The sequence below is a fragment of the Helicobacter cetorum MIT 00-7128 genome (assembly GCF_000259255.1).
Classification (GTDB): domain Bacteria; phylum Campylobacterota; class Campylobacteria; order Campylobacterales; family Helicobacteraceae; genus Helicobacter; species Helicobacter cetorum_B.
In genome coordinates, this window is record NC_017737.1 from 414,076 (window position 1) to 438,311 (window position 24,236).

At 35.6% G+C, this 24,236-nt stretch carries 25 protein-coding genes and 1 pseudogene; 2 read left to right on the top strand and 24 right to left on the bottom strand.

What is annotated here, in order from left to right; translation table 11 throughout:
- Nucleotides 1-26: 26 nt before the first annotated feature.
- The 5 genes and pseudogenes from HCW_RS09035 to HCW_RS02025 all read right to left on the bottom strand — a co-directional run bounded on the left by HCW_RS09035 (nucleotide 27) and on the right by HCW_RS02025 (nucleotide 3,469).
- Complete coding sequence (locus HCW_RS09035; protein ID WP_014660558.1) at nucleotides 27-1,073, bottom strand: hypothetical protein; 1,047 nt, start codon at nucleotides 1,071-1,073, stop codon at nucleotides 27-29.
- A 23-nt stretch (nucleotides 1,074-1,096) separates the two neighbouring features.
- The gene (locus HCW_RS02005) at nucleotides 1,097-1,504 is read right to left on the bottom strand and encodes a hypothetical protein (RefSeq protein ID WP_014660559.1); all 408 of its coding nucleotides are present in this window, start codon (nucleotides 1,502-1,504) and stop codon (nucleotides 1,097-1,099) included.
- 217 nt (nucleotides 1,505-1,721) lie between these two features.
- Nucleotides 1,722-2,466 (bottom strand): annotated as a pseudogene (locus tag HCW_RS02010) (5'-nucleotidase, lipoprotein e(P4) family).
- 321 nt (nucleotides 2,467-2,787) lie between these two features.
- Nucleotides 2,788-3,018 carry a hypothetical protein gene (locus tag HCW_RS02020; protein ID WP_014660562.1) on the bottom strand — a complete coding sequence of 77 codons (231 nt, stop codon included), beginning with the start codon at nucleotides 3,016-3,018 and terminating at the stop codon, nucleotides 2,788-2,790.
- Nucleotides 3,019-3,058: 40 nt separating this feature from the next.
- Nucleotides 3,059-3,469, bottom strand: coding sequence for a hypothetical protein (locus HCW_RS02025; protein ID WP_014660563.1), 411 nt, complete (start codon nucleotides 3,467-3,469; stop codon nucleotides 3,059-3,061).
- A 243-nt stretch (nucleotides 3,470-3,712) separates the two neighbouring features.
- On the opposite strand from HCW_RS02025, the gene pnuC reads away from it, so the two are divergent.
- Both pnuC and HCW_RS02040 read left to right on the top strand, forming a co-directional pair.
- Complete coding sequence (pnuC, locus tag HCW_RS02035; protein ID WP_014660564.1) at nucleotides 3,713-4,360, top strand: nicotinamide riboside transporter PnuC; 648 nt, start codon at nucleotides 3,713-3,715, stop codon at nucleotides 4,358-4,360.
- On the top strand, nucleotides 4,348-4,959 hold the full coding sequence (locus tag HCW_RS02040) for a thiamine diphosphokinase (protein WP_014660565.1): 612 nt from the start codon (nucleotides 4,348-4,350) through the stop codon (nucleotides 4,957-4,959). The genes pnuC and HCW_RS02040 overlap by 13 nt, the downstream gene beginning before the upstream one ends.
- Before the next feature lie 5 nt (nucleotides 4,960-4,964).
- Here the strand turns inward: HCW_RS02040 and HCW_RS09680 are convergent, their stop codons facing one another.
- From HCW_RS09680 to HCW_RS02130, 19 genes are all read right to left on the bottom strand, one after another.
- Nucleotides 4,965-5,618 carry a hypothetical protein gene (locus tag HCW_RS09680; RefSeq protein WP_014660566.1) on the bottom strand — a complete coding sequence of 218 codons (654 nt, stop codon included), beginning with the start codon at nucleotides 5,616-5,618 and terminating at the stop codon, nucleotides 4,965-4,967.
- A gap of 50 nt (nucleotides 5,619-5,668) precedes the next feature.
- On the bottom strand, nucleotides 5,669-5,839 hold the full coding sequence (locus HCW_RS09370) for a hypothetical protein (protein WP_155802210.1): 171 nt from the start codon (nucleotides 5,837-5,839) through the stop codon (nucleotides 5,669-5,671).
- A complete protein-coding gene (locus HCW_RS02050; RefSeq protein ID WP_014660567.1) occupies nucleotides 5,836-6,117 on the bottom strand; it encodes a hypothetical protein in 282 nt (93 codons plus the stop codon). Before HCW_RS02050 ends, HCW_RS09370 begins: the two co-directional genes overlap by 4 nt.
- 192 nt (nucleotides 6,118-6,309) lie before the next feature.
- Complete coding sequence (locus HCW_RS02055; RefSeq protein ID WP_014660568.1) at nucleotides 6,310-7,686, bottom strand: phosphomannomutase/phosphoglucomutase; 1,377 nt, start codon at nucleotides 7,684-7,686, stop codon at nucleotides 6,310-6,312.
- Nucleotides 7,686-10,094: a DUF7494 domain-containing protein gene (locus tag HCW_RS02060; protein ID WP_014660569.1), complete on the bottom strand. Its 2,409-nt coding sequence runs from the start codon at nucleotides 10,092-10,094 to the stop codon at nucleotides 7,686-7,688. Before HCW_RS02060 ends, HCW_RS02055 begins: the two co-directional genes overlap by 1 nt.
- Nucleotides 10,084-11,553: an NADH-quinone oxidoreductase subunit NuoN gene (gene nuoN, locus HCW_RS02065; RefSeq protein ID WP_014660570.1), complete on the bottom strand. Its 1,470-nt coding sequence runs from the start codon at nucleotides 11,551-11,553 to the stop codon at nucleotides 10,084-10,086. The genes HCW_RS02060 and nuoN overlap by 11 nt, the downstream gene beginning before the upstream one ends.
- On the bottom strand, nucleotides 11,543-13,084 hold the full coding sequence (locus tag HCW_RS02070; RefSeq protein ID WP_014660571.1) for an NADH-quinone oxidoreductase subunit M: 1,542 nt from the start codon (nucleotides 13,082-13,084) through the stop codon (nucleotides 11,543-11,545). The genes nuoN and HCW_RS02070 overlap by 11 nt, the downstream gene beginning before the upstream one ends.
- Before the next feature lie 3 nt (nucleotides 13,085-13,087).
- On the bottom strand, nucleotides 13,088-14,935 hold the full coding sequence (gene nuoL / locus HCW_RS02075) for an NADH-quinone oxidoreductase subunit L (RefSeq protein WP_014660572.1): 1,848 nt from the start codon (nucleotides 14,933-14,935) through the stop codon (nucleotides 13,088-13,090).
- Between the two features lie 5 nt (nucleotides 14,936-14,940).
- A complete protein-coding gene (gene nuoK, locus HCW_RS02080; protein WP_014660573.1) occupies nucleotides 14,941-15,243 on the bottom strand; it encodes an NADH-quinone oxidoreductase subunit NuoK in 303 nt (100 codons plus the stop codon).
- On the bottom strand, nucleotides 15,240-15,791 hold the full coding sequence (locus tag HCW_RS02085; protein ID WP_014660574.1) for an NADH-quinone oxidoreductase subunit J: 552 nt from the start codon (nucleotides 15,789-15,791) through the stop codon (nucleotides 15,240-15,242). The genes nuoK and HCW_RS02085 overlap by 4 nt, the downstream gene beginning before the upstream one ends.
- Nucleotides 15,791-16,528 carry an NADH-quinone oxidoreductase subunit NuoI gene (gene nuoI, locus HCW_RS02090; RefSeq protein ID WP_014660575.1) on the bottom strand — a complete coding sequence of 246 codons (738 nt, stop codon included), beginning with the start codon at nucleotides 16,526-16,528 and terminating at the stop codon, nucleotides 15,791-15,793. Before nuoI ends, HCW_RS02085 begins: the two co-directional genes overlap by 1 nt.
- Nucleotides 16,529-16,537: 9 nt before the next feature.
- Nucleotides 16,538-17,527, bottom strand: a complete 990-nt coding sequence (nuoH, locus tag HCW_RS02095) for an NADH-quinone oxidoreductase subunit NuoH (protein ID WP_014660576.1) — start codon at nucleotides 17,525-17,527, stop codon at nucleotides 16,538-16,540.
- Nucleotides 17,524-20,037 (bottom strand): NADH-quinone oxidoreductase subunit G, encoded by a 2,514-nt coding sequence (locus HCW_RS02100; RefSeq protein ID WP_014660577.1) that lies wholly within the window; start codon nucleotides 20,035-20,037, stop codon nucleotides 17,524-17,526. The genes nuoH and HCW_RS02100 overlap by 4 nt, the downstream gene beginning before the upstream one ends.
- Entirely contained in the window at nucleotides 20,034-21,032 is a 999-nt protein-coding gene (locus HCW_RS02105) for a hypothetical protein (RefSeq protein WP_014660578.1), read from the bottom strand. Before HCW_RS02105 ends, HCW_RS02100 begins: the two co-directional genes overlap by 4 nt.
- Nucleotides 21,033-21,034: 2 nt before the next feature.
- Complete coding sequence (locus tag HCW_RS02110; protein WP_014660579.1) at nucleotides 21,035-21,265, bottom strand: NADH-ubiquinone oxidoreductase subunit E family protein; 231 nt, start codon at nucleotides 21,263-21,265, stop codon at nucleotides 21,035-21,037.
- Nucleotides 21,262-22,491: an NADH dehydrogenase (quinone) subunit D gene (gene nuoD, locus HCW_RS02115; protein WP_014660580.1), complete on the bottom strand. Its 1,230-nt coding sequence runs from the start codon at nucleotides 22,489-22,491 to the stop codon at nucleotides 21,262-21,264. Before nuoD ends, HCW_RS02110 begins: the two co-directional genes overlap by 4 nt.
- A 1-nt stretch (nucleotide 22,492) precedes the next feature.
- Nucleotides 22,493-23,290 carry an NADH-quinone oxidoreductase subunit C gene (locus tag HCW_RS02120; protein WP_014660581.1) on the bottom strand — a complete coding sequence of 266 codons (798 nt, stop codon included), beginning with the start codon at nucleotides 23,288-23,290 and terminating at the stop codon, nucleotides 22,493-22,495.
- Nucleotides 23,290-23,769, bottom strand: a complete 480-nt coding sequence (locus HCW_RS02125) for a NuoB/complex I 20 kDa subunit family protein (protein WP_014660582.1) — start codon at nucleotides 23,767-23,769, stop codon at nucleotides 23,290-23,292. The genes HCW_RS02120 and HCW_RS02125 overlap by 1 nt, the downstream gene beginning before the upstream one ends.
- Nucleotides 23,769-24,170 (bottom strand): NAD(P)H-quinone oxidoreductase subunit 3, encoded by a 402-nt coding sequence (locus tag HCW_RS02130; protein WP_014660583.1) that lies wholly within the window; start codon nucleotides 24,168-24,170, stop codon nucleotides 23,769-23,771. The genes HCW_RS02125 and HCW_RS02130 overlap by 1 nt, the downstream gene beginning before the upstream one ends.
- Between the last annotated feature and the right edge of the window lie 66 nt (nucleotides 24,171-24,236).

The following is a 24,236-nucleotide window of genomic DNA, read 5'->3' on the forward strand; positions in this document are numbered from 1 at the left end:
CTCTTTTTGTCTTGTAGGGAGTTTGGTTAAAAGCTGAAAGTATAAGTGCCTTTATTAGTTTTAATTTTAGCCTCTTTAAGATTGTTGCAAGTAGGTATCCTAAAAACTTCGCCAAATTTTAAGGGGACTTCCATAGTGTTGCCTTGCTCTTTCATTTCTTTGATTTTTTGTTCCACTTGAGCGAGTTTTTCTTGGTCTTGTTGCTTTTCTTTGAGAAGTTGGTTTAGATGTCTTTTAGCCTCATCAATTTTATCAGTCTTTACTATTTTTGGGAAAACTTCTTTATACCTTTTAAAAAAAACCTCATGGAACTTAGGCATTAGGGGGAATACGATTTGTTCAAATTCTTTTTTTGAAATTTTGCTTAAAAACTTTTTGTCAGTAAGTTTGTTATAGGTATTGACCCCTATAATATTTGCAACATATTTACTATGATAATATTTATTGTTTTTATATTTTGGACACTCTTTCATGATTAACCCCTTATAATCATCACCACAATAATCGTTAAAACTATTTATATAGCTTATATGCAACTCCGATAAGAAAGAGTTAAAGTAAGAAAGTGAAAACAATTCATTGTCTTTTGTGTATTCCTCTTTGGTTTTACTAGCCAAAACACCTTTTTTCTGCTTTAATTCTTCATAAGTCTTAAAAGAACTAACCTCTCTTTTTTGCTCTTCAACTTTCTTAATCTCTTTTTGGACTTCTTCTTGGGCTCGTTTAATGTTAGTAGGATAGAAATCTGGGTCATCATACCCCTCGATTCGTTTTATTATGTCTGCTCTTTCTCTTTCATAATTTTCTAAATGAGTATAACTATACCACCCACCAAGTTTTAGCCCAAATGACTCATTTTTACACTTCCCTCTGTTAAGCTCAACATTTTGGATAACAACATCATCTGCCTTAGATGAGATATTAAGATAAGTTTGTTTGGTGAGTTCGGAAGTAAAGATATTGGTTTCATGTTTTTTTTCTACAGACACATCAATAGGCGAACTCCCACACCCTGCCATAACTAATGCTAGGCTCAATGCTCCTAATCCTTTAATCCATAGGTTTGTTTTCATATTTGCTCCTTTTATGAAATATTTTAATAAGGTTTGTTTTGCCAACAAAGTGATAGGATAGCTATTTTAGTTTCTCCCATTCCAACTAAAGGATTATTCATTAATTCTTTTACGCACTCTTTTAAGTTATTATAGTTAGGACATTTTTGACAAAAAGAAATATCCCCAAGGTATTCAAAATGATATTTTTTCATGGTGCCTATAAGGTAAGATTGTATGTGTTGGGGGATAAAATCAATTCGTGTTGTATTTGAACAAAAATGTAGCGTGTGCATTCTTTCTAATAAGGCATTTGTGATGCTGGGATTATTTTTTTGGCTTAAGACTTCATCACAAATCTTAAAATAATCTTTTATTTTATTGCCTTGTATTTTGCCTATAGGTTCTAAAATGCACTTTATTTTGTCATCTTTATTATCTACAAAATCCACAAACACCCCTTTTAAATTTAAGTTTCATCTCAAATGGGCTGAGTATAGTAGACTTAGACTTAGACTTAGACTTAGACTTAGACTTAGCTTAAAGAGTGCCTAAATTTTGGGACTATTAGGGAGTATAAGGTTTTAAAAAAGTGGGGTTGAGGTAGACTAAAAAAACGATTAATTTTTTAAATTAATCGTTTTTTTTAAAATTGTCGTTTATTAAGGCTTATTTTTTATTTTTCCATGCTTTTAAAGGCTCAAGGCTCATTATCCCATGTGCCATAAAGAGAGTTGGGTAGAATAATCCATTCTGTGCCAAATTTTTGGGCGTTTTGTAGCACTTTTTTTTGTTGTTCTTTGCTATTTTTGGCGTTTTTGGCAAACATGGCATCAAAATCATGCAAGGTATCGCCAATTTGTAAAATAATCGCATAATCTTTAGCAACCACAGCGCGCCTTATTGCTTTTGGCTTGTTTTCTTCTTCTAATAAAACAGATTTTTCATTCACTTGCGGAAGTTTCAAGCTTTTTAACATTTTTAATACAAACGCCTTATTTTTGTGGGTGCGATTAGAAATATAAAAAATCATCACCCCCTTAGAATGAGCGTATTCTAAAAATTCTAATGCCCCAGCAATGAGCTTAGAAGTGCCTTGTTTTTCATAATTATCCCAAGTTTCTTTAGTGTATCTAAGACAATTTTTAATAAGATAGCCTGCATAATCAGAAGTATCAAGAATTGTTTCATCTAAATCCAAGATAACAGCAGGCTTTTTGTCTTTGATAAGTTTAAGATTGTTATCTAAGGCTAGTTTTGCCATTTTGTAAGTTTGTAGTTGCAAGGCTTTGATTTCAGCGCTTTGCTGGTGATACTTAGCACTTCTTGTAATAGGTGAAACACATTCTTTAGCATTTAAAACGCTCACTAAAGATAGTGCCACTAAGCCTAATATCATTTGATTTCTTATCATTACAACACCTAAATATAAGAATATAAGTTTCTTGGTATTATAGCTTAAGAATTGATTGCTTAAAAATAGGTAAAAAATAATTTTAAAAGATTATTTTTCCTTGTAATTTTCATTAAGAAACTTCTCAAAATAGTTCAATGCTATTGCTAAGGATATAAGCACAATTACTAATAGCCCCACATTTAACCAAGTATTATTGTCCCACTTACCATTTAAAACGACATCGGTAAAAAGATTATATAGCAGAAAACAACCCGCAACCATAAGAGCCAACAATAATAAAATATATGAAATATATATAATGTGTTTCATTGAATGTTTTTATTTCTTGTTATCTTTTCCACCACCAAATATCCAATAAGACACAGTACCTATAACAACAAATATTAACATAGCAAGGAACATAGAAGTGCCGTGTGAGAAACCATGTCTTTCAAGATTTTCGGTTGTCTGTCTTATAAAACGCTGGTGGGCTGATTCTTCGCAACCTACAAATACCAAGCTACTCAATCCGATAAAAAACAATAAATACCATTTACCTAAAAATTTCATGTTTATTCCTTTTATATAAAAATTTTAATCAAAGTTCGTTCTACCAAGAGAGTGATAAGATGGCTATTTTAGTTTCTCCCATTCCAACCAAAGGATTATGCATTAATTCTTCCACACACTCTTTTAAATTCTTATAGTTATTAGAACCGGAGCATGTTTGATGAAAAGAAATTCCACTACGAATTTCACCACGATATGTAAAATGATATTTTTTCATGGTGTTTATAAGATAAGATTGTATGTGTTTGGGGACAAAATCAATTCGTGTCCTATTTGAACAAAAATGTAGCGTGTGCTTTCTTTCTAATAAGATATTTGTGATGCTGGGATTACTTTTTTGGCTTAAGATTTCATCACAAATGTTAAAATAATCTCTTATTTGGTCGCTCCGTATTGCACCTATAGGTTCTAAAATGAATTCCTCATCTATTTTGTCATCTTTATTATCCACAAACACCCCTTTTAAATTTAAGTTTTTATCTCAAATGCGCTGAGTATAGTAGACTTAGACTTAGACTTAGACTTAGCTTAAATAGCGTGAAAAATTTAGTGGTGCTAGAAAATGTAGGACTAGCAAGGGATTTGAGTAAAGGAATAGTAAAAAAATCGTTTTTAATTTTTCGTTCTTTGTGTTATATTAAGCGTTTTATCAATCACATTTTTTCAAAAACTAAAAGGGCATTGTTTTTAAAAAATGAATTTATCCAAGACATTTTATTTTACGCTTTTTTTAGCATGCGCTTTTTTAATTGCTATAAATTTTTTAACTAAGGGTTCAAGCTTAAATCTTATTGCCTCATTAAGCGGGGTGCTATACGCATTTTTTGCCGGAGAGAAAAAGGTTGTTTGCTTTTTCTTTGGGTTTATCTATAATATTTCTTATGCGATTTTAGCGCATTTATGGGGGTTGAAAGCCGAAGTGATTTTAAATCTATTTTTATATATGCCTATGGGGATTTATGGATTAATTTCATGGAAAAAATTAGAAAATTTAGGGGAAGTGAAAATTAGAGCCTTAGATTTAAAGATGCGTGTTGTATTAGCATTTAGTATAGTGGCTTTGACTTATTTAGGCGTATTCTTTTTTGACTGGATGCAATCTAATTATATTTTGTTAGAGAGTTTTATTTTTGTGGTTTTTATCATAGCCTTTATTTTGCAGGTGTTGCGTTTTGTGGAGAGCTACTTTTTAGTAACTTTGGGTAATATGGCGTCTATTATGGTATGGTTTGGTATCTTTAAAATTTCTACAGAGAGTTTGACGCAACTACTCACAACGATTTTATTTCTCTTTATTGGCATGTATTATTTTAATCGGTGGAACAGGTCATGCAGGCAGTGATTTTGGCTAATGGGGAGTTTCCTAAGTCAAAAAAATGCTTAGAAATTTTAAAAAACGCCCCTTTTTTAATCGCATGCGATGGGGCTGTTGCACCCTTGCATAAGCTAAAAATTAAACCAAGTGTAGTCATAGGCGATTTGGATAGCATAGACTCAAACTTAAAAGCTTTGTATAACCCCATATGCGTGAATGAGCAAAATAGCAACGATTTATCCAAAGCCTTTTTTTATGCGTTTAATAAGGGCTATAATGATTTTATTTTCTTAGGATTGAACGGTAAGCGAGAAGACCACACCCTAGCGAACATTTTTTTATTGTTTGAGTATTTTAAATTTTGCAAGAAACTCCAAGCCATTAGTGATTATGGTATTTTTAGGGTGCTAGAAACCCCTTTTACTTTGCCTAGCTTTAAGGGAGAGCAGATTTCGCTTTTTAGCTTGGATTTTAAGGCTCAATTCACTTCTAAAAATCTCAAATACCCTTTAAAAGATTTGTGTTTAAACACGCTATTTTCCGGAACGCTTAATGAAGCTACGCATGATTTTTTTAGCTTATATTCTATGCCTAAAAGCGTTGTGCTTGTGTATGAAAAATACTAGCAAGCTTATACAAGCTCGCTAAATTCTATAATAATCGCTCGTATTGTTTCAAAAGATTTTTCTTGATGGAGCAATCTGTATGGAAAGTTATAGAGTAAGATACTTTTATCTAGGGGGTATTGTTGTTGGTAGGACTTAAAATAACATGCAATACCTTTTAAATTTTCAAGGTTGTCAGAGCTTTCTTTTTCATAACCTGGAGTGGGGAGATGATGAATAAAGCGATTGTATTTGTCTAAGCACCAAGATTGATATTCGTAAGTATAAATAATGAAGTTATGCCAATATTTATCTATGATTGCAGAAAGCATTCCTTGATGTTTAGTATTTAACCAACGCTCAAACTCTTGGTATAGAATTAATGGGTTATCTTCTAGCATTTCTATAACTTGCTTATGCAAATTATCTTTTTGCAATTCTTTTAAGGTTCTTTGGGCTATTTCTTCAATTCTATAAGTTTTTTCCCATTTATTGCCCACTTTCTTTAAGAAAAATTGTGAAGAATTAGCCAAATTCTCTATCTCGCCAACATAGTTTTCTAATATTATTGGGTCTTTAACAACTTCTTCTAGTCTAAAAGGACTAGAAGTTTTATGGTTGTGGACTTGATAATTTAATTTTTTTAAAAAATCAAGAAAATCATTGGTTGTGTTTTGCATCTTTTTAATGCCTATTCTATTGCTAAGTTTATTATTCTTTGCTTAGGTGTTTAATCTGAGCAGTGTCCCTTACTATCTCTACAAGCCCAACCATCGTTGGCGTCTGCGTCGCAGTCTGGATATTCAGAGCAGTCTGAATAAGCATTGAACTCTCTAAGAATTTTTACTTTATGTTTAAGTTCCAAGCTTTGTATTGCTTGTTTAAAATTTTCTTGTGTCATTTGAAATTCCTTTGCATTTTTTCATATATTATTGGGCTTAATGCCATTATTATTTGCTTAAGAGAATTAATTTGTTCACCTTGCTTGATTATTTGTTCATCTTGCTTGATTACAAGTTCAATAAGTTTGGGGGTAAGTTTAGCGCATTCCATTACGACTTTTTGACCTCCCATTTCTTTCATTTCGCAATTATTTCTAGCACCACCTGTTAATTTTCTGTGGGTTGCTGTGCTATGAAACTCATTATCTTTCTTATAGTATTTGTTATTCTTAGGCATTAAAAGCTCCTAATTCAAATTTGACCTTTCAGTCATTATTTATTATAGTTGCATTTGCATTTGCTTAAATAGTATAAAAATTTTGGGGTCTTACAGTTTGTGTGGCTTTAAAAAGCAATTTGTTTAGTTGGGTTAATATTTCAAGAGCAAGGGATATAAAATGAGATTATCCCAAGCTTGTTGTTTTTAAAATTATTTTTCTAATAATCCTAACAACGCCTTTTTATATTCTAACGCCGTTTTTTCATCTTTACCTTCAAAGCGAGTGACTAGACATGGGGTGGTGTTACTCGCACGAATGAGTCCAAAACCATGTTCAAAAACCACTCTCACGCCATCAATACTGATAATTTCTTTGATTCTAGGGAAGTTATCTGGCACATTTTGAAGTTTATTTTGTAAATTTTGAATGACTTCAAATTTTTCTTCTTCGCTCACGAGAATTTTTTCTTCAGGCGTGGTGTAGGAATAGGGGAGATTTTTAATGGTATTTTCTAAATCGCTTGGGTCTTCTTTAAGCATCAACTCTAAGGCTCTCAAAGCTGCATAAAGGGCATCATCATAGCCAAAATAACGCTCTTTAAAAAAGATATGTCCGCTCATCTCGGCTGCAAAATGTGCGTTAGTCTCTTTAAGCTTGACCTTTAAATTGCTATGTCCGGTTTTATACATCAGTGTCTTGCCAAAACTATTGATAGTGTTATACATCACTTGAGAGCATTTGACTTCACCTATCACAAAAGGGGTAATGCCTTGATTATATAAATGCTTTGCAAATAATATGGCTAATTCATCGCCTGTATAAATATGATTAGCCCCTAGCATTGCAATCCTATCCGCATCGCCATCAAAAGCAAAGCCTATAGAAATAGCATTTTCTTGCATATGCGTTTGTAAGTCTTGTAAATTTTTTGCAACGCTAGGGTCTGGGTGGTGGTTAGGAAAATTGCCATTAGGCTCACTATAGAGACTATTAAAATCAATGTTTAAAGCCTTTAAAATAGGCTCTAAGCCTAACGCTCCCACGCCATTACCAAAATCTAGGGCAATTTTGTGTTTGAAATCTTTTAAATGCTTAAAATCGTTGATTAAATAGTTATGATAAGCTTCTAGGGCATTGACTTTTAAAGGCATTTCTTTTAGGGGTTTAACTTCATGCGTAGTGTTTAAAAGCGTGTCTTTTAAAGCTTGAATATCCTTGCCATAAAAAGGGTTGTTATTGAGTGTGATTTTAAAGCCGTTATAAACTTTTGGGTTATGAGAGCCAGTTATCATAATGGAGTTAGGGCATTGAATATTATCTATCTCATTAAAGGTCGCAAAATACGCCACCGGTGTAGGAATAAGCCCTAAATCATACACTTTTAAACCCTCTTGTTGCAATCCTGCACTCAAAGCTTCAAAAAGTTTTTTTCCATGCACCCTTGCATCATAGCCTACAAATACGCCCTTGCTATATTGTTGCATGATTTTTCCTAGCTCTACGCCGATACTAAAAGCGGTATTTTCATCTAAAGTTTTGGGATAAATGCCCCTAATGTCATATTCTCTAAAAATACTTGTATCCATTATTGCTCCTTATTTTTAAGTAAATCTAAACCTTGCTCGCACAAACTTTGCCATGGGTTTGTTTGGTCTTTTTGTTTTAACTGAACACATTTTTCTAAACTCTCTTTAGACTTTGCTTTTTGATTATTTAAATCTAATAAACTAGATTGTAAATACAAGGCTTTTTGATGATTTTCTACAGAAAGCTTATGGTTGAGAAGTTTTTCTAGCACTTCTAAGGCTTTGAGATAGTCTTTGGTGGTTCTATAAGCATCAATAAGAGCAAATTCACTAAATGGTGTGTAAGAATAGTCCTTATAGGTGTCTTGTAGTTTGAGTAAGGTTGTGGCATAGATTTTAATGCTTTTGGGGTCTTTTTCGTTTTCTAGCAATTTGGCATAGACTAAAATTAAGCGTCTGTCATCTTTAAAGTTTTTTTCTAAAAACGCATAAAGTTCCAAAGCTGCATCTTTAGCCTTTGTTTGCATATAATCTGCAAAGAGAATGAATGCAATATCATAAAATTCTTTTTTATTCAAATTTTGAGCTAAAGCTAGGGCGTCTTTAGAGGCGAGTAAAGAATTTTTAAAATCCCCTAAGCGATAATAATTACGCCCTAAACGATAAAGCCATGGCAATTTTTCGCTGGGGGTTTTGGCAACTTTTAAAGCGTTTAAGGCGATGATTTGAGCTTTTTGGTGCAATGATGCGAAATATAAGCAATCAAAGGCTTTGATTTCTTGGTCTTTGCTTAAGTCAAAATTTTTAACTTGTGCTAGATATGCTAAAGCTTGTTTGCAATTATTGTTATCTAATTTTTCCTTAGAGAGAGTGTTGAGTGTTTTTTGAATTAAAGGAAAATCTTTAGGCAAATCTTTTTGCATGTTTAAAACTTCCGTGTAGTGTTTTTCATCAAAGAGTAATTGAGCCTTTAGTTCAGTAGCTTTGAGTGCCTCATTGGAGTTAGGAAAATTGTGAATGATTTTATCATAATGAGCGATTTTTTCTTGAGTGTTCCCACTCATAGAAAAGAGGGCGTTTTCATCTCTTGTTCTAACAATAGGCGCATGCGCTAAATCCCCATAAGCTTCTAAATATTTCAAGTTATAAAAATGAGCGTTTTTAAAATCTTTAAGCCTTGCATACAATGCCCCCAAATCATAGAGCGCTCGCTCTTTAATCTTTAAGCTATCGTCTTGCTTTATAAGTAGTTTGGCTACTTCAATGGCACTCTCATTCATTTGATTATTCTTTAGCATATCAAGCAATTCAAAGCCTAGTTGGCTGTGCGTAGAGATATAAGAGGGGTTGGCCTTAATAACTTTTTGAATGAGAAGTTTAGCGTTATTGAAATTTTGATACATAATTTCTACTTCAGCCCAACTCAAGGCAATTTTACTCGCACTTTCTTTATCTTTAGCATTAGAGAGAGCCTCTTTAAACATAGAGACCGCACTGCTAAAATCAGTTGCATTGGCCGCCTCAATGGCTAGGCGCATTTGTGCTAGGGGGGCATAGCGACTATCTTTGTATTCTAAAAGAATGCGCTTATAATGGCGGATAGCTTGCTTGTAATGGTTGTTTTCATCTAAAGCTTTAGCCACATAATATAACACCTCAGGAATATTTGGGTCAGTAGGGTAGTTTTTAATCCATTTAGTGCCTATATCTATAAGTAAGGTTTTTTTAATGTTTAGTTTGCTTAGAGCAATGATTTCTAAATAGTATAAATCTTTTTTAAAAATGGTTTGGGGATAATTTTTAAAAATACGACTAATAGTGCGTAAGGCATCAAAATAGGATTGTGAATCTACTTGGTTTTTAGCCTCTAAATAAGCGTCTAAATCATAGCCTTTGGTAGTTACTAAAGGCTTGCTATCAACACCTAATTCTTGAATAATTGGGGTCTGTGCGTTTTCAATCAAAATGGGGAAATTCAAGCCCTTTTTAGCCGAGCTATTTTCGTTTAAAAAGGGTATAGCTTGACTATAGCCTACAACTTGCCACATTTTAGCCTTGGAATCATTTTCTTGAAAGATTGGCACTTCATTCTTATAATCTCTAGCAAAAGAAAAAAGAGATTGTCGGCGCAAGGCTTTAGGTTTAATATGCAAATAAAAATGCCCATGGCTAATAGAATAAGTGATGCTAAAAAAAGAGTTTTCTAAAGGTGTGAAACCCTCTTTAGGAATAGAATCTATCATGCAAACTATAGGGCGTTTTACCTTAAGAGGAGCAGTAATTCCGCTATGAGGCTTTTCATTGTTATAAGCACAAGAAAAGGGCTGAGAATGACGCAAGGTTAAGACTGAGAAATTTTGCTCTTCCTCTCTGCCTTGAGTAAGTGTGAGGCTTAAGGCTTCAAGAGAGTAAGCGCTCAAGACTGCAAGGATTAAAAAACAAAAAAGCTTTGATGATTTAACCCACAAATTCTAATAATCCTTGCACAAAAAAGATAGAGAACGAGCAAATTAATGCCATAAGAATCACTACACCATAAATAGGCATGGTGGCGTTTTTGGTGTAAATATCGCCATAACCTTGAGCTTGCAAGGGTTTATTGAAAAACATTGCAACAAACCAACGAAAATAATAAAACGCTGCAACAGCGCTATTAACTAGCATTACAACTGCTAAAAGGGTGTAGTGGTTTGTTAAAGCGCTTTCAATTACAAGGAATTTGCCCCAAAATACACTAAAGGGGGGAATGCCCGCAAGTCCAAAAATAAAAATAGCGCTTAAAATAGCGATTAGGGGGTGTGTTTTAATGAGACCATTAAATTTAGAGTAGGGGTGGTCATAGCGATTATTCCAAGTTGTTTCACGGCTTTTAAGAGACCATAAAAGTCCAAATGCTCCTATGTAAGTAAACATAAACAAAAACCAGTAGATAAACATAGCGTTTTGGCTTTCTGGGGTATGGATAAACACGCAAGCTAGAGCAAACCCAGAATGTGAGATAGAGCTATAAGCAAGCATTCTTTTAACATCTTCTTGCCATAAAGCGATAAAATTTGGAATGGTAATAGTAATAAGAATAAGAGCGTAAAAAATATTTTCTACCCAAGCAATGTGAGTGTCTATAAACGCACCAAAAATGCGAGTAGCTACAACAAATCCAGCAATTTTAGGCACAATAGAGATATAGCTTGCAAAGATAGGATTATTGCCCTCATACACATCAGGCATCCAAGTATGGAAAGGTACTAAAGAGACTTTAAAGCCAATCGCTCCAATGAGAAAGACAACGCCCATAGCAAAGAGTAAGGGGTGCGTAATACCTTCTGTATTCAAATGAGTGCTAATATTTTCAAGGCTCAAACTACCAGTAAGCAAGTAAAAAGCCATTGCCCCCATAGCAAAAAATGCGCTAGCCATTGCCCCCATAGTAAAATACTTGATTCCTGCCTCTAAGCCGTAGCGTTTGTTGCTTAATGCCATAAGAACACAAATAGGTAAGGACGCTGTCTCTAAGCCAATAAGCATTAAAAGCAAGTGGTCTGTAGAAACCATAAATTGAAAGCCAGCCACAATAAACAAGTAAAGGGGGTAGAATTCAGCTGTTTGAAATTCTGCAAAACGCTCTTTTGAGAGCGCTAAGAAAATAAGAAAGAATGCTGAAGTTAAAATAATTGTTTGTGAGATAAGCGAGAGATTATCTAAGCTTAAGAAGTTAAAAAAGGCGTTTTCTTGATTATCAAGACCTAGGACAACCAAAAAGTCTAGGGCTAAAAAGAGCATGCACAAAAACACATTTAAGTTGCGTGAAAATTTTGAAGTGAATGCGTTGATTAAAAGCGTGAAAATTCCGCCACACACTATAACGAGCATGGGCAAAATACTTTGGAGCTTGAAAGTATCAAATGGAATGTGAATACTATTTAACATAAGTGGCCTCTTTTGCATTAGGGTTTGTATTCAGTGAGCCTATGAAAGGACTTGAGCGAAGTTGCATTACTTCTAAAAGCCCTTTAGTGCCTTGCTCAATAGGTTTTAAAAGCACTTTAGGATAGATGCCTAACGCTAAAATTAGGGCTAAAATAACGCTAAAAATCCCTACTTCACGAGCGCTCAAATCTTCAAACACACTCACTTGATTGTTGCCTGCTTTTAAGGTGCCAAAGAAAACATTTTTATATGAAGTCAGCATATAAATGGCTGATAGAATAATGCTTGTGCCTGCAATAATAGCAAGGATAGGGTGGATTGCAAAAAATCCTAGCAAGCTTAAAAATTCGCCTACAAAACCAATGGTTAAAGGCATACCCACATTTGCCATTAAAACCACCATAAAAAAGGTTGCAAAAATGGGCGCATAACTTGCAATAGCGCCAAAATGTGTCATATCCAAACTATCAGTGCGCTCTTCTAAAATCCCAGCGAGCATAAATAACCCCATAGCCGTAATACCATGGGCAAACATCATAAACACCGCCCCAGAAATGCCCTCAACATTGAAAGCAAAAATCCCTAGCACCACTACACCCATATGCGAAAACGAGCTATAAGCAATAAGGGTCTTAACATCTTTTTGTACATGCGCTAAATAACCCCCATAAATAATCATACACAACGCTAAAATAGCAATTGGGGTCAAATAGACTTCTGAAAGAGTAGGGAAAAGGGGGAGCAAAAAGCGTAATAGGGCATAAGTTCCCATTTTAGAAAGTAATGCTGATAAGCATACAGAGCCTAGAGTTGGGGCATTAGAATAGGCGTAAGGTAGCCAAGTATGCAAGGGAAAGAGTGGGACTTTAACCGCAATTCCAGCTAAGAAAGCTAAAAAGAGCCAAAATTTCACTTCGCTAGAAAGGTTTAGTTGATACCAATCTAAAATATCAAAGCTCCAAGCACCATAGCTTTGTGCGTAAGAATGACCAATATATAAAATACCTAAAAGCATAAATAATGATGCTAAAAAGGTATAGAGAAAGAATTTCATTCCTGAATAAACTTTATTATTGCGACCAAAACGCCCAATAAGATAGAGAATTGGCAAGAGAGAGACTTCCCAAAAAGTGTAGAACAATATCATATTAAGCGAAGAGAACACGCCCATTAGGATTCCCTCTAAGAGCAAGAGACAGATAGTAAAATCCTTACGATTTTCTTTGACATAAATCACTGATAAAAGCACTACAATCGCATTTAAAAGTAATAAAAAGAGTGAAATACCATCAATGCCTACATGATAATTTACGCCAATTTGATAAATCAATTCTTTGGTCTCTTCAAATTGCATGCCGATAGCTTGATTTTCAAAACCATGCCATAGTAATAGCGTGATTAACAATTCAATCAAAGCAACAACAATGCCATAGGCCCTACTAGCTTGTGCACTCATAAAGAAAGCTAAAATGGCACTAAGCATAGGGAAAAAGATGGCTATGCTTAAAAGATGTGTGTGTAAATATTGCATTATCTATCTCCCAAAAACAACTACAAATGCAAGCAAGATTAAAACCCCAACCACCATAAAGCGTAACATAGAAGTTAGGTTTCCATCTTGGCTTATTCTAAATAAGCGCCCTAGAATTAAAGTGCTTCTAGCAATATTATCTACTATTGCATCAATGATTTTTAACTCAATCACTTTATGCAAGAATAATGCTATGGCACTAAAGGCGCAAGCAATCTTATGATAAAGCTTAGGGATATAGTATTGATTGAGAAGTAGTTTATAAAAAAAGCCACCCTCTTTTTTGCAAGTTATGCCATGTTTGTATTTATAAATAGCATAAGCAATACTTAATAAAACCACAATGGTGGTAATTCCTACTAATAACATAAAAGGCACAGGGTATTCATCATAAGAATTAGGAATAACTTTTGAAATAAAATGGAAGAATGGCTCTTCAAAAAACCCAGCAATAACAGCCAAAATCCCTAAGGGTAACATGCTTAAAAGCATGAAATTTTTAGCCTCATGGGGGTGATGGATTGTGTGTTGTTTGGGTGCGAAAAAGACTAGCATAATTAGTCTAAAACTATAAAAGGCGGTAAAAATCGCTCCAATTAAAAGCGCAAACCATAAAATGTGATGGTGCATTCCAAAAGCTACTTCTAAAATCTTATCCTTAGAAAAATATCCTGCAAAAGGATAAATACCGCATAACGCTACTGAGCCTATAATCATAAAAATAGCTGTAGCTCTCATAGGCTTGTATAGCGCTCCCATTTTGGTAATATCCAAATTATCTTCCATAGCATGCATAACATTTCCTGAGCCTAAGAAAAGAAGCGACTTGAAAAACGCATGCGTAAAGAGATGAAAGAGGGCGACCCAGTAAGCTCCAAGACCCGCCGCAACAAACATATAGCCTAATTGAGAAAGCGTAGAGTAAGCTACAATGCGTTTTAAGTCCTTATTGACTAAAGCCATGCTCGCTCCAAAGAGAGCCACAAACGCCCCTAAGCATGCAATAAAGTAGCTTACTTCTGGAATTAAGCTATATAAAGGATTTGCCCTAATGACTAGATACACTCCAGCAGTTACCATAGTCGCTGCGTGAATGAGGGCAGATACAGGAGTTGGCCCTTCCATAGCGTTTGCTAACCATGTGTGCATAGGAAATTGCGCACTTTTACCCACAGCACCAATAAAAAGTAATACGCCAATATAAAAGAGCATTTGATTATCTGCGCTATTGAGTGCGCTAAAAACTTCTTTATATTGAAGAGTGCCAAAATTCCAATAAATCAAAATAATACCCATAAGCATGCCTAAATCTGTGATTCTATTCATCACAAAGGCTTCAATAGAGGCGTTATTTGCACTTTCTTTGTGATACCAAAAGCCAATGAGTAAGTAAGAACATAATCCAACCCCTTCCCAGCCAATGAAAAGCCCTAAGAAATTATCGCTCAAAACCAAAACAAGCATAGAAAATACAAAGCCAGAAAGATAAGAAAAATAGCGGTTAAACCCTTTGTCATGTTCCATATAGCCTATAGAATACACATGCACTAAGAAAGAAACTAGAGTAACGACTACAATCATTATAGCATTGATATTATCTAGCATAAGAGAAAAGCCGACGCTAAAATTTCCTATAACAATCCAATCAAACAAATGTGTGCTATAGTTAGCCCCATGCCATACTTGAATAAAGAGAAGTAAAGCGCTTACTAGAGAGATAAATACACACAAGGAATTAAAAATCCCTATGTGTAGCGCCTTAGCTCTAGCCCCAAATAATCCTGCATAAATCGCACCCACTAAGGGCGAGAATAAAACCACTGAGAGTAGCCAAGCATAAGAGTGTTGCATAACTTTCAACCTTTCATAGCATTGAGGTGGTCTATGTCTAGGCTCTTATGTTTTTTGAACCATAAAATGACTAAGCCTAGACCAATTGCCACTTCACTAGCTGCAATAGCAATGATAAAGAGTGCAAACATTTGCCCATCTAAATCTTGCTTGTATTTTGAAATTGCTACAAAGCCAATGTTAATTGCATTGAGCATGATTTCTGTAGAGAAAAAGAGTAATAAAATATTTTTGCGTTTTAGCATGCCCGCTAGACCAATGCAAAAAAGTAGCCCTGACACAATCAAGTAATGATTCAAACCTATCATAGAGATTCCTTTACAAATTGTGCGCCACTATGCCCATGAATTTTTTGAATCCCTGTAGCAATACCTCCAACTAAAGCGACCAAAAGCATTAAAGCAGCCACTTCAAAAGGAATCAAGTAATTAGTAAAGAGCGCATAACCAATGACTTTAATATTGGGAATTTGTGAATCAATGGCATTTTGTGCGTTTCCAAGATGTGCAAGATTTTCGCCAATACTAGGCGCACTTAAAATTAAAGTAAGCAATACCGCTACACCAAAGGAAAGCACGCATAAAATTTTAGGGCTTTGCTTACGCTCAACTACTTCAGCGGCTGAGTTGAAAAACATCATGCCAAAGGCATACATCACAATGACTGCACCCACATAAACCGTGATTTGCACCACGCCCAAAAACTCTGCATCAAGCAAAAAGAAAAAAGCTGAGATAAAGACCATACTACTAGCTAATGCGGTAATGGCATAAAGGATATTAGTGGTTGTAATTACCACTAATGCCATGCTTAAAATCAGCACTGCAAAAAAATAAAAGGCAATCGTTTCAAACATTATGCATCTCCTTTGTTGGTTTCTGTGTTTTGAATGGGGGTTTCTTTAGGTTTTTCTTCAGTCTTTGCTTTAGCGCTTTCTGTAATGTTTTCTTCTGTTTTAGCGCTTTCTTGTGTGCTGTTTTCTGTGCTTACTTCTTCTTTAGGTTCTGTTGTATAATCTAAAGGGGTAGCTGTTATGCGTTCATTGTAGTTAGGGCTTACTGAGCCAAAGCCTAAAAACTCTTTATGCGAGCCATTTTGAGCGTCTTTTTCACTTGTTAAAAACTCACCTTTAGAGCCATATTGAGAACGTTGAGTGCTGGCATTTTCAAACCTATTACCCATAACAATAGCAAGTTCTGGGCAGACTTCCGCACATAACCCACAATAAATACAACGCCCTAAATTAATCGTATAAGAATCAATCTTTTTGCGGTTATCTTCGCCCTTATGTGTGATGATTCTTATGCAATTGCTCGTGCAAATTTTTTCGCATAACCCACAGCCAATACACCTTTCAGAGCCTGAATCTAAAAGGCGTTGCAAATTATGCACTGCACGATAGCGTGGGCTTAAAGGAAGTTGTTCCATAGGATAATGAATGGTTACATTAGGGCTAAAAAATTCTTTAATCGTGAGTCCTAGTCCTTTGAATAAATCCAAACCCAGGCTTGTTTTTATGGTATCTGCAAAATGCTCTGTAGCACTACGAATTTCGGCTCGTTTAGGAAGTTGCTTGTATTCTTGTTTTGCCATAAATCTTCCTTAAATCAAAATGATAATGCCTGTTAGCACAATGTTTAATAACGCTAAAGGCAACATAATTTTCCAGCACATGCCCATTAACTGGTCTGGTCTAACATGCGGAAAAGTCGCTCTAACCCACATGGATAAAAAGACAAAAAAGCACACTTTAATTAAAATTGCAATACCACCAGGAATAAAGCCCCATGCGTTAAACCCGCCAAAAAATACAATAGAAATCACAAAAGAAAAGGCGAATAAATGGGCGTATTCAGCTAAGAAAAACATGCCCCATTTCAAGCCACTATATTCGGTGCAATACCCCGCTACAATCTCTGCTTCATGCTCTAACAAGTCAAAGGGGGTTCTATTAAGCTCAGCATAACTTGCGATTAAAAACAAAATAAAAGCCAAAGGTTGTTTGAATACGAGCCAATCTAAAAAACCACCGCTTTGATAGTGGTTAATCTCTACTAAAGAGAGCGAGCCTACTACCATTAAGGGAGCTAAAATCGTTAAGGTGCTTACCACTTCAAAACTGAGTAGTTGAATGGTAGCCCTTGCTGAGCCTATCAAAGAGTATTTATTATTAGAAGCAAGTCCGGCTAAAATAGGTGCATAAATGCCTGCTGAACCTACCGCTAAGAAAAATAAAAAGCCAATGTTAATATCAGAAATAATAGGCTTGATTTCATACCCAAACAAAGTGAAATTAGGGAAAAAAGGAATAGGTGCTATAGACACAAACGCACTCACCATAGCAATAATGGGGGCTAGTGTGAAAATGAATTTATTCGCCCCTTGGGGAATGATGTCTTCTTTGGTAAAAAGTTTAATACCATCAGCAGCGACTTGCAAAAGCCCAAAAGGCCCTACATAGCAAGGCCCTAAACGGCGTTGAAAATAGGCTAACACTTTTCGCTCAATATAAGTGGCAAAGCCCCCCAAGGCTGAAAAAATGGCAACTAAAACCAAGATTTTAATCAAAGTTTCAATGATGTAAGCACTCATGCTTGCTCCTTTAAACTCACGCTATCAAATACGCTCTCTTTGAAAAAGCTCTCATTAGAAATCTTATCTAAAAGACAAGGCGAAATGATAAATACATCTTGTTCCAAACTCTCATCTAAATACAAAATACCTGTAACTTCATCTTGTTCTTTAGCTAAAGTAATGCTTTGTCCCACTTCCTTATTCAATTTTTCTAAGAAAGCTTTAGAAACATAAATACCGGCTTTTAATTGCAGATTCTCACTTTTATTAGTAGCGTGGTTGAATTGCGTTTCTGGGTATTTCAAATATGCATTGAATGTAATTTTTTCTTTTAGGGGTTTAATCGGTTCGCATTCTATCTTCTCATATTCTTTAGCGCTATTTTCAAAATGACTTGATTCTAGTTTGTAGCCCCTATGATTAGCCCTATCATTAGTGAAGTGGTTCGTCAAGCTATCAAAATCTATGGCTTTAAAACCAGCTTCTGTAGGAAGTTGTTTGGTGCATTCTATTAAATTTTCTTCAATAAAGCCAAAGCCTTGCATAATATCGCTTAAGTCATAGCCTTCAAAATTTAAAGCCGGTTTTAAAGGTAACACACGCCCTTCAATATTAGTTATGGTGCCTTCTAGCTGGTTTAAACTAGGCAAGATGAAATTGACTTCGTTAGTTGCACCTTTTTCAAAGACCTTATCATCGCTACTGATTGTAAAATCCCCTTGAGCGCGAATGCCTACAATTTTTTCATTCTCAAAATCTTGTGTGCTTAATTCACAAAGTGAAGCGATACCTAGAGCGTTCGCACTAGGGGGGATAAGAGCGAAATTGATAGCACTCTTTTGAGCTAATAAACGCAACATTTTAGCGATATTTAAAGCTTGTTTATGGCTATAAATCTCTTCGCCTATGACAAGCAAGGTGTTGCTTGATTTTTGTAAGAGTGCGAGAATTTTTTCATAAGTCTCTAGGTTTATTCCTATTTCTTCAAGCATAGAATAAGTGGTTTTTGTAGGCACTTCAAAATTTTCTTCTTGCTTTTGTTCTTGGTCTTGTGTGGCTACTTCTTCGTTGTTTGAGTGCTCGTTTTTTTCTTTATTTTCTTCTTCTTGCTTCTTCTTTTCTTCTAAAGCTTTTTGACGCTCTTCTTCTAATTTTTTTAGAGCCACTTCATCTACAACGCTTTGTTTGGAATCTTCTAAATTTTTTAAACATGCGCTTTCAATATCAAGCATTTTTAAAAGCATGCCCAAAAGAATTTCTTCAGCACCCACTTCATGTGTGATATTTAGAACACTTCGGCTTAAATTCGCTAACGCATTATCCTTGATAGGGTGTAGAACCACTAAAGTTGCTTTATTGAGTTTGAGAGCGTTATTGATAGCATAACGCACAAGCGGGTTTTCTGTTTTGATAGAAGAGCCAAGTGTAATGACTAGATTAGAAGTTTTGATTTCTTCAATGCTAGGATAATTAATATTACCTAATACTTTCAAAAATTGTTGGAAATGATATAAATCTTCATTATAGATTTTGAAACCTAGTTGCTTTCTCAAACGCTCTATTAAAAACGCCTCTTCATTCGTAATATCTCCGCCTATTCGCACCGCATTACATTCTTTTAAGGCGTTTTGAGCCTCTTTAAGATTAGTGCTACCTTTAGAGCTAGAGCTCACATCAAAGGCAAAACGCCCTGCCCCACAAATAGGGTTGTGATAAAAATCATTCAACACTCTAAAAATCTTAGATTCTTCGCCTAGAGTATCAAAATGACGCACATCATATTGAACTAAACACCCCGCTGAACAATGTGAGCAAGTAGAAGTGATTTTTTTCAATTCCCATGCATTAGCCGTGTAAGCGAAGTCTTTGTAACTCATCGCACCCACAGGGCATACCGCAATACATTCCCCACAATCATAGCAAGGCGTATTTCCCACAAAAGAAATAATCCCTTTTTGCTTGCGACTCCACACGCTAAAGGCATCTTTTGGCATGCTATCTTTGAATTTATCTGGGGCGTGTAAGTTGGCTTTAGTGGCTTTGAGATTATTTTCGCCCACATTGTCCTTACAAGTGGTTACACATCTCTCACACATAATGCATAAATTAGGGTCATACAAGGCTTTTGCCCATGTGTCTAATTCTTTCATGTCATCAGCAACCGCATAGGGTTGGTGTTCTACGCCCGTTAAATGGGTCATGTCTTGCAATTCACACTCCCCACTCTTATCACACACACCACATTCTAGGGGGTGGTTTACATCATAAGTTTGCATAATGCTTTTTCTCTCAGCCATTAAAGCGGGGGTGTTAGTGAATATGACTGCATTATTTTTGGCTTTAGTGTTACAACTATAAATGCGTTTGCCATCCATTTCAGCCATACACATTTTGCATGCGACAGTGGGCGAGCAACCGCTTAGATAACAAATGGCTGGAATATAAATACCAGCACTTCTAGCAATTTCCAAAACGCTTTGTCCCTCTTCGCATTCAATTGTTTTACCATTGATGGTTACTTTAATCATAGATTTCCTTGAGAGTGGGATAAGAAAGTAATAGGGGTATAGGGATAAGTTTCAAAAAAAGCCCCTTCTAAAATCGCAACTAAGCCTTTCAAATAAGGGCATTCTTTTAATTCGCATTCTAATGTTTTATCTAAGACTTGAATGTTAGCCTTAGAATGATTGAGCTTATTGGCCATTTTAAATTGTTTAGAAAAATACAATTTGGGGGTTTCAAGAGTCTTATAGCTAACATAAGCAAATGAACCATTGGCTTCATTGATTTGTTCTAAAGGCTCTAAATCTTTTGATTTGAGCTGTGACTTGAAAGGCAAGATTTGTTCTTTTAAAGCTGTTTTAAGCAACAATTCTTTGTCTTTTGAGTGGTAAAATAAAGGTGTTGAATCTGAAAAACTTGAAAATACTTGTAGGATTTTTAAATGGATATGGTTTTGCAACTCGCTTAAAAGAGTGTATAAAAACAAACCATGAGCATGCTTTGTGATTTCTCTATTTAGGACAAACACCACTTTTTGAGCTTCAAAAATGAGCGTGATGAGTTCTTGCAATTCTTCCTCGCTCATATTAGCTTCAGAGCTTAGATACCCTACATCTATATTTTCTAAAACATGCCCTTTTAATTGCGAAGTTTTTTCTAAAATACCCCTTAAAAGCAAAGATAAAATTGCCACTTCGGTGTTAATTTCATAAGACATAAAAAGACAAGTTTCTTGCAAATCTCTAGTGTCTTGTAGGGGTCTTAGTAGGGCGTAATTGAGTTTTGATTGATGGATGGTTTCTAGCAACAAACGCTCATTTTCATTTAAATAAGTGTTTGAAAATCCCCCAAACAAAACACATAAATCGCTTTTTTCTAAAAAATTTAAGTCATCTTTAGTCACTTTATAGTTTATTTTAAAACCTTTTTTGAGAGATAATTGCTCCAAGTAATAGGTTTCTTCTAAGCTAAGAGATGAGTTTGCTTCTAAAAGAGAATTTAGGGGGTTAAAAGCACTCAAAATTAAGCCTTTTTCTTCACAACAATGGTCCAATCGGCTTGATTAAAACGCAAAGAATTAAGCAGTTCATGTCCTTTTGCCTGAATAAATTCAGCGCTCTTAGGAATATTAGAAAAATCCCCTACTTCAAACATAAAAATTGCTACTTCACTAGGTTGCATTTCTTTTTCAATCAATTGTTCCAAGCGTTCAAAAATATCCGCTTTTAGGGGGCGTAAATCAAAGCGTTTCATCTATCTACCTCGCCAAATACCGCATTTGTTGAGCCAATAACCGTTACTGCATCAGCTAAATATTGTCCTACTAAAATATCAGATAAAGCTCCGATGTGATAAAAGCTTGGGGCTCTAATCTTTAATCTATGGGGGTAGGGCTCACCCTCTGAATGGATAAAAAACCCTAATTCACCCTTAGGACTTTCTGTAGGTGCATACACCTCTCCAACAGGTGGACGCATGCCTTGAGTTACTAAGACAAAATGTTGCATTAAAGCATAGTTTTGAGTCATTATATCCTCTTTGGGCATAGAAATATAATGCGGATTTTGAGCCATAATGGGCGTATCGCTCTTGGCATACATAGGAATGAGTTGCTCAATAATGCGAATGCTTTCATCAATTTCTAGCATATACAAGCAATACCTATCATAGCTATCGCCATAATTACCCACCGGTATATCAAAATCAAGCTCTTTATAAAGCTCATAAGGCTCTTCTTTTCTGATATCATAGGCAATGCCAGTTCCTCTTAGCATAATGCCACTCATACCCCAACTTTGTGCCATTTTTTGCGTTACAACGCCCACATTTTCCAAACGCATACGCCAAATGCGGTTATTATCTAATAACCCTTGAATGAGTTTTTTGCATTCTCTCATTTCACCTAAGAATTTTTTTAAGCCTTCTAGCCAATTAGGGGGCAAATCTAAAGGCACACCACCAATTCTTATGGCATTATGTGTTAATCTTGCTCCGCAATAATCCTCCATTAAATCTAGCCCATACTCTCTTGTTTTAAACGCATATAAAAACACGCTCATCGCCCCTACATCTAGGGCATGCACGCTGATAAAAAAGATGTGTGAAATCATGCGGTTTAATTCCAATAAAATCGTGCGAATCACTTGGGCTCGGCGCGGGATTTCTAAATCTAGCAAGGTCTCTATGGCATGCGCATAAGCGTAATTGTTGCTTGTAGAAGATGTGTAGTCCAATCTGTCTGTGGTAGGCATGTATTCATTATAAGTCATGTTTTCGCCTAGCTTTTCACAGCCCCTATGCAAATAGCCAATTTCAGGCGTTGCTTTAATGATTCTTTCGCCTTCTAGTTCTAAAATCAAGCGTAATTGCCCATGGCTAGAAGGGTGTTGAGGTCCAAAATTGATAACCATTTGATTATCGTCATGTTCAAAGATAATATTTTCAAATTGGGGTTTTAGTTTGGTAAAATTTTGAGCCATTTTATAGCCTCTTCTTTAAAATAGTGGGAGCGAGTTTGTGCAAATCCTTAACAAAAGGAATTTTCTTAAACGCATGTTTTTCTTCTATCTCTTTTAGTTCTTCGCCCTTGCCTTGCTCATAGCCAACTTTTGCAAAATTGAAGGTATCTTTTTCATCTACCCTAGCACTATCTCGTTGCTCTTTGCCAATAATTTCTCTGTATTCTTTGCCAAAGATTTTATCCACTTCATACCACTGGGCAAATTCATCGCCCTTAAGCGGATAAGAGCGTAATAAGGGGTGCCCTACCCAATCATTAGGCATGATAATGCGTTTTAAATAAGGGTGCTTATCAAACACAATACCAAGCATATCATAGGCTTCTCTTTCGCTCCAATTAGCCGAGCGGTATAAAAAGCTTAGTGAATCTATGCTCTCATTAGGCAATAAAGTGCATTTCACGCGCACCCTGCGGCGATTCTTACAATTATCACCAAAACCTACAAATTGATAGAACAATTCAAAATGCCCTTTTTTAGCGCACAAATCTATCGCACTCATTTCACTTAGAGTTTCATAACCTAAATGGCGTAGTATGGTGGCAATCTCAAAAATATCATCTTTTTTAACCCAAAATACGGCGGTGTGAGTCTCTATGTATTTGTCTAAAATCTCATGCTTATAAGAGAGATGGTTATAGACAATTTCATAAGCACTACCTTCTAAATATTTTTTAGGGGTAGGTTCTATGATTTTGTAGCGGTCATGCTGGCGTGATTGTTTTTGCACATCTTCATAAGGGGATTGCTTTCTAATCATTAAATCAACCTTTTAGGGGTGTCTTGTTTAATCGCTTTGGAGCGTCTGATTTTATCTTGTAAAACCATAAGGGCGTATTGCAAAGTCTCTGGGCGTGGTGCACAGCCGGGCAAATAAATATCCACTGGAATGATTCTATCAGCCCCTTGAACGGTCGCATAAGTGTTAAACATTCCGCCAGTATTTGCACAACTTCCCATAGAAATCACCCATTTAGGTTCAGGCATTTGGTCATAGAGTCTACGCATAAACTCGGCATGTTTTTTAGTGAGTGTGCCAGCAATTATCATCACATCAGATTGTCTAGGGCTGGCTCTAAAAATCGTGCCAAATCTATCAAAATCAAACCTTGAACCCCCTGTTGCCATCATCTCAATCGCACAACATGCCAAGCCATAGGTCAAAGGCCAAAGCGAATTAGAACGCCCCCAATTTAATAATTTATCCAAAGTGCTTAGAACAACTGGTGCTTGTTGCATTACTTCACCTCTAAATTTTGCCAAGTTAAGGCATTTCGCTTGAGAGCATAGATAAAACCAATAGCTAAAAAGGATACAAAGCCTAGCATTTCAACTAGCCCAAATAAGCCTAACTTTCTAAAATCAATAGCCCAAGGAAACATGAAAACGATTTCTACATCAAATAAAATAAAAAGCATAGCCATGATATAGAAATGGTGTGAGATTCTATTGGGCTGTTTGAGAGCCACAGGTCCGCATTCATACGGAGCGAGCTTAAGCTTTTCGCCTTTTTTTTGAGCCATTTTACGGCTTAAAAAGCGTTGGATTCTTAAGGTTAGGTTAAACACCCAAAAAGTGAATACTAACAAAACAAAAACGCCAAAATAGGGGTGATTCAATGCTTCTGTAGCTTCTTGCATTAGGCTTTCAAGCTCCTTTGATTTATTACTTTATGGCAAATGATGACAAAGATTAAACCATATTTT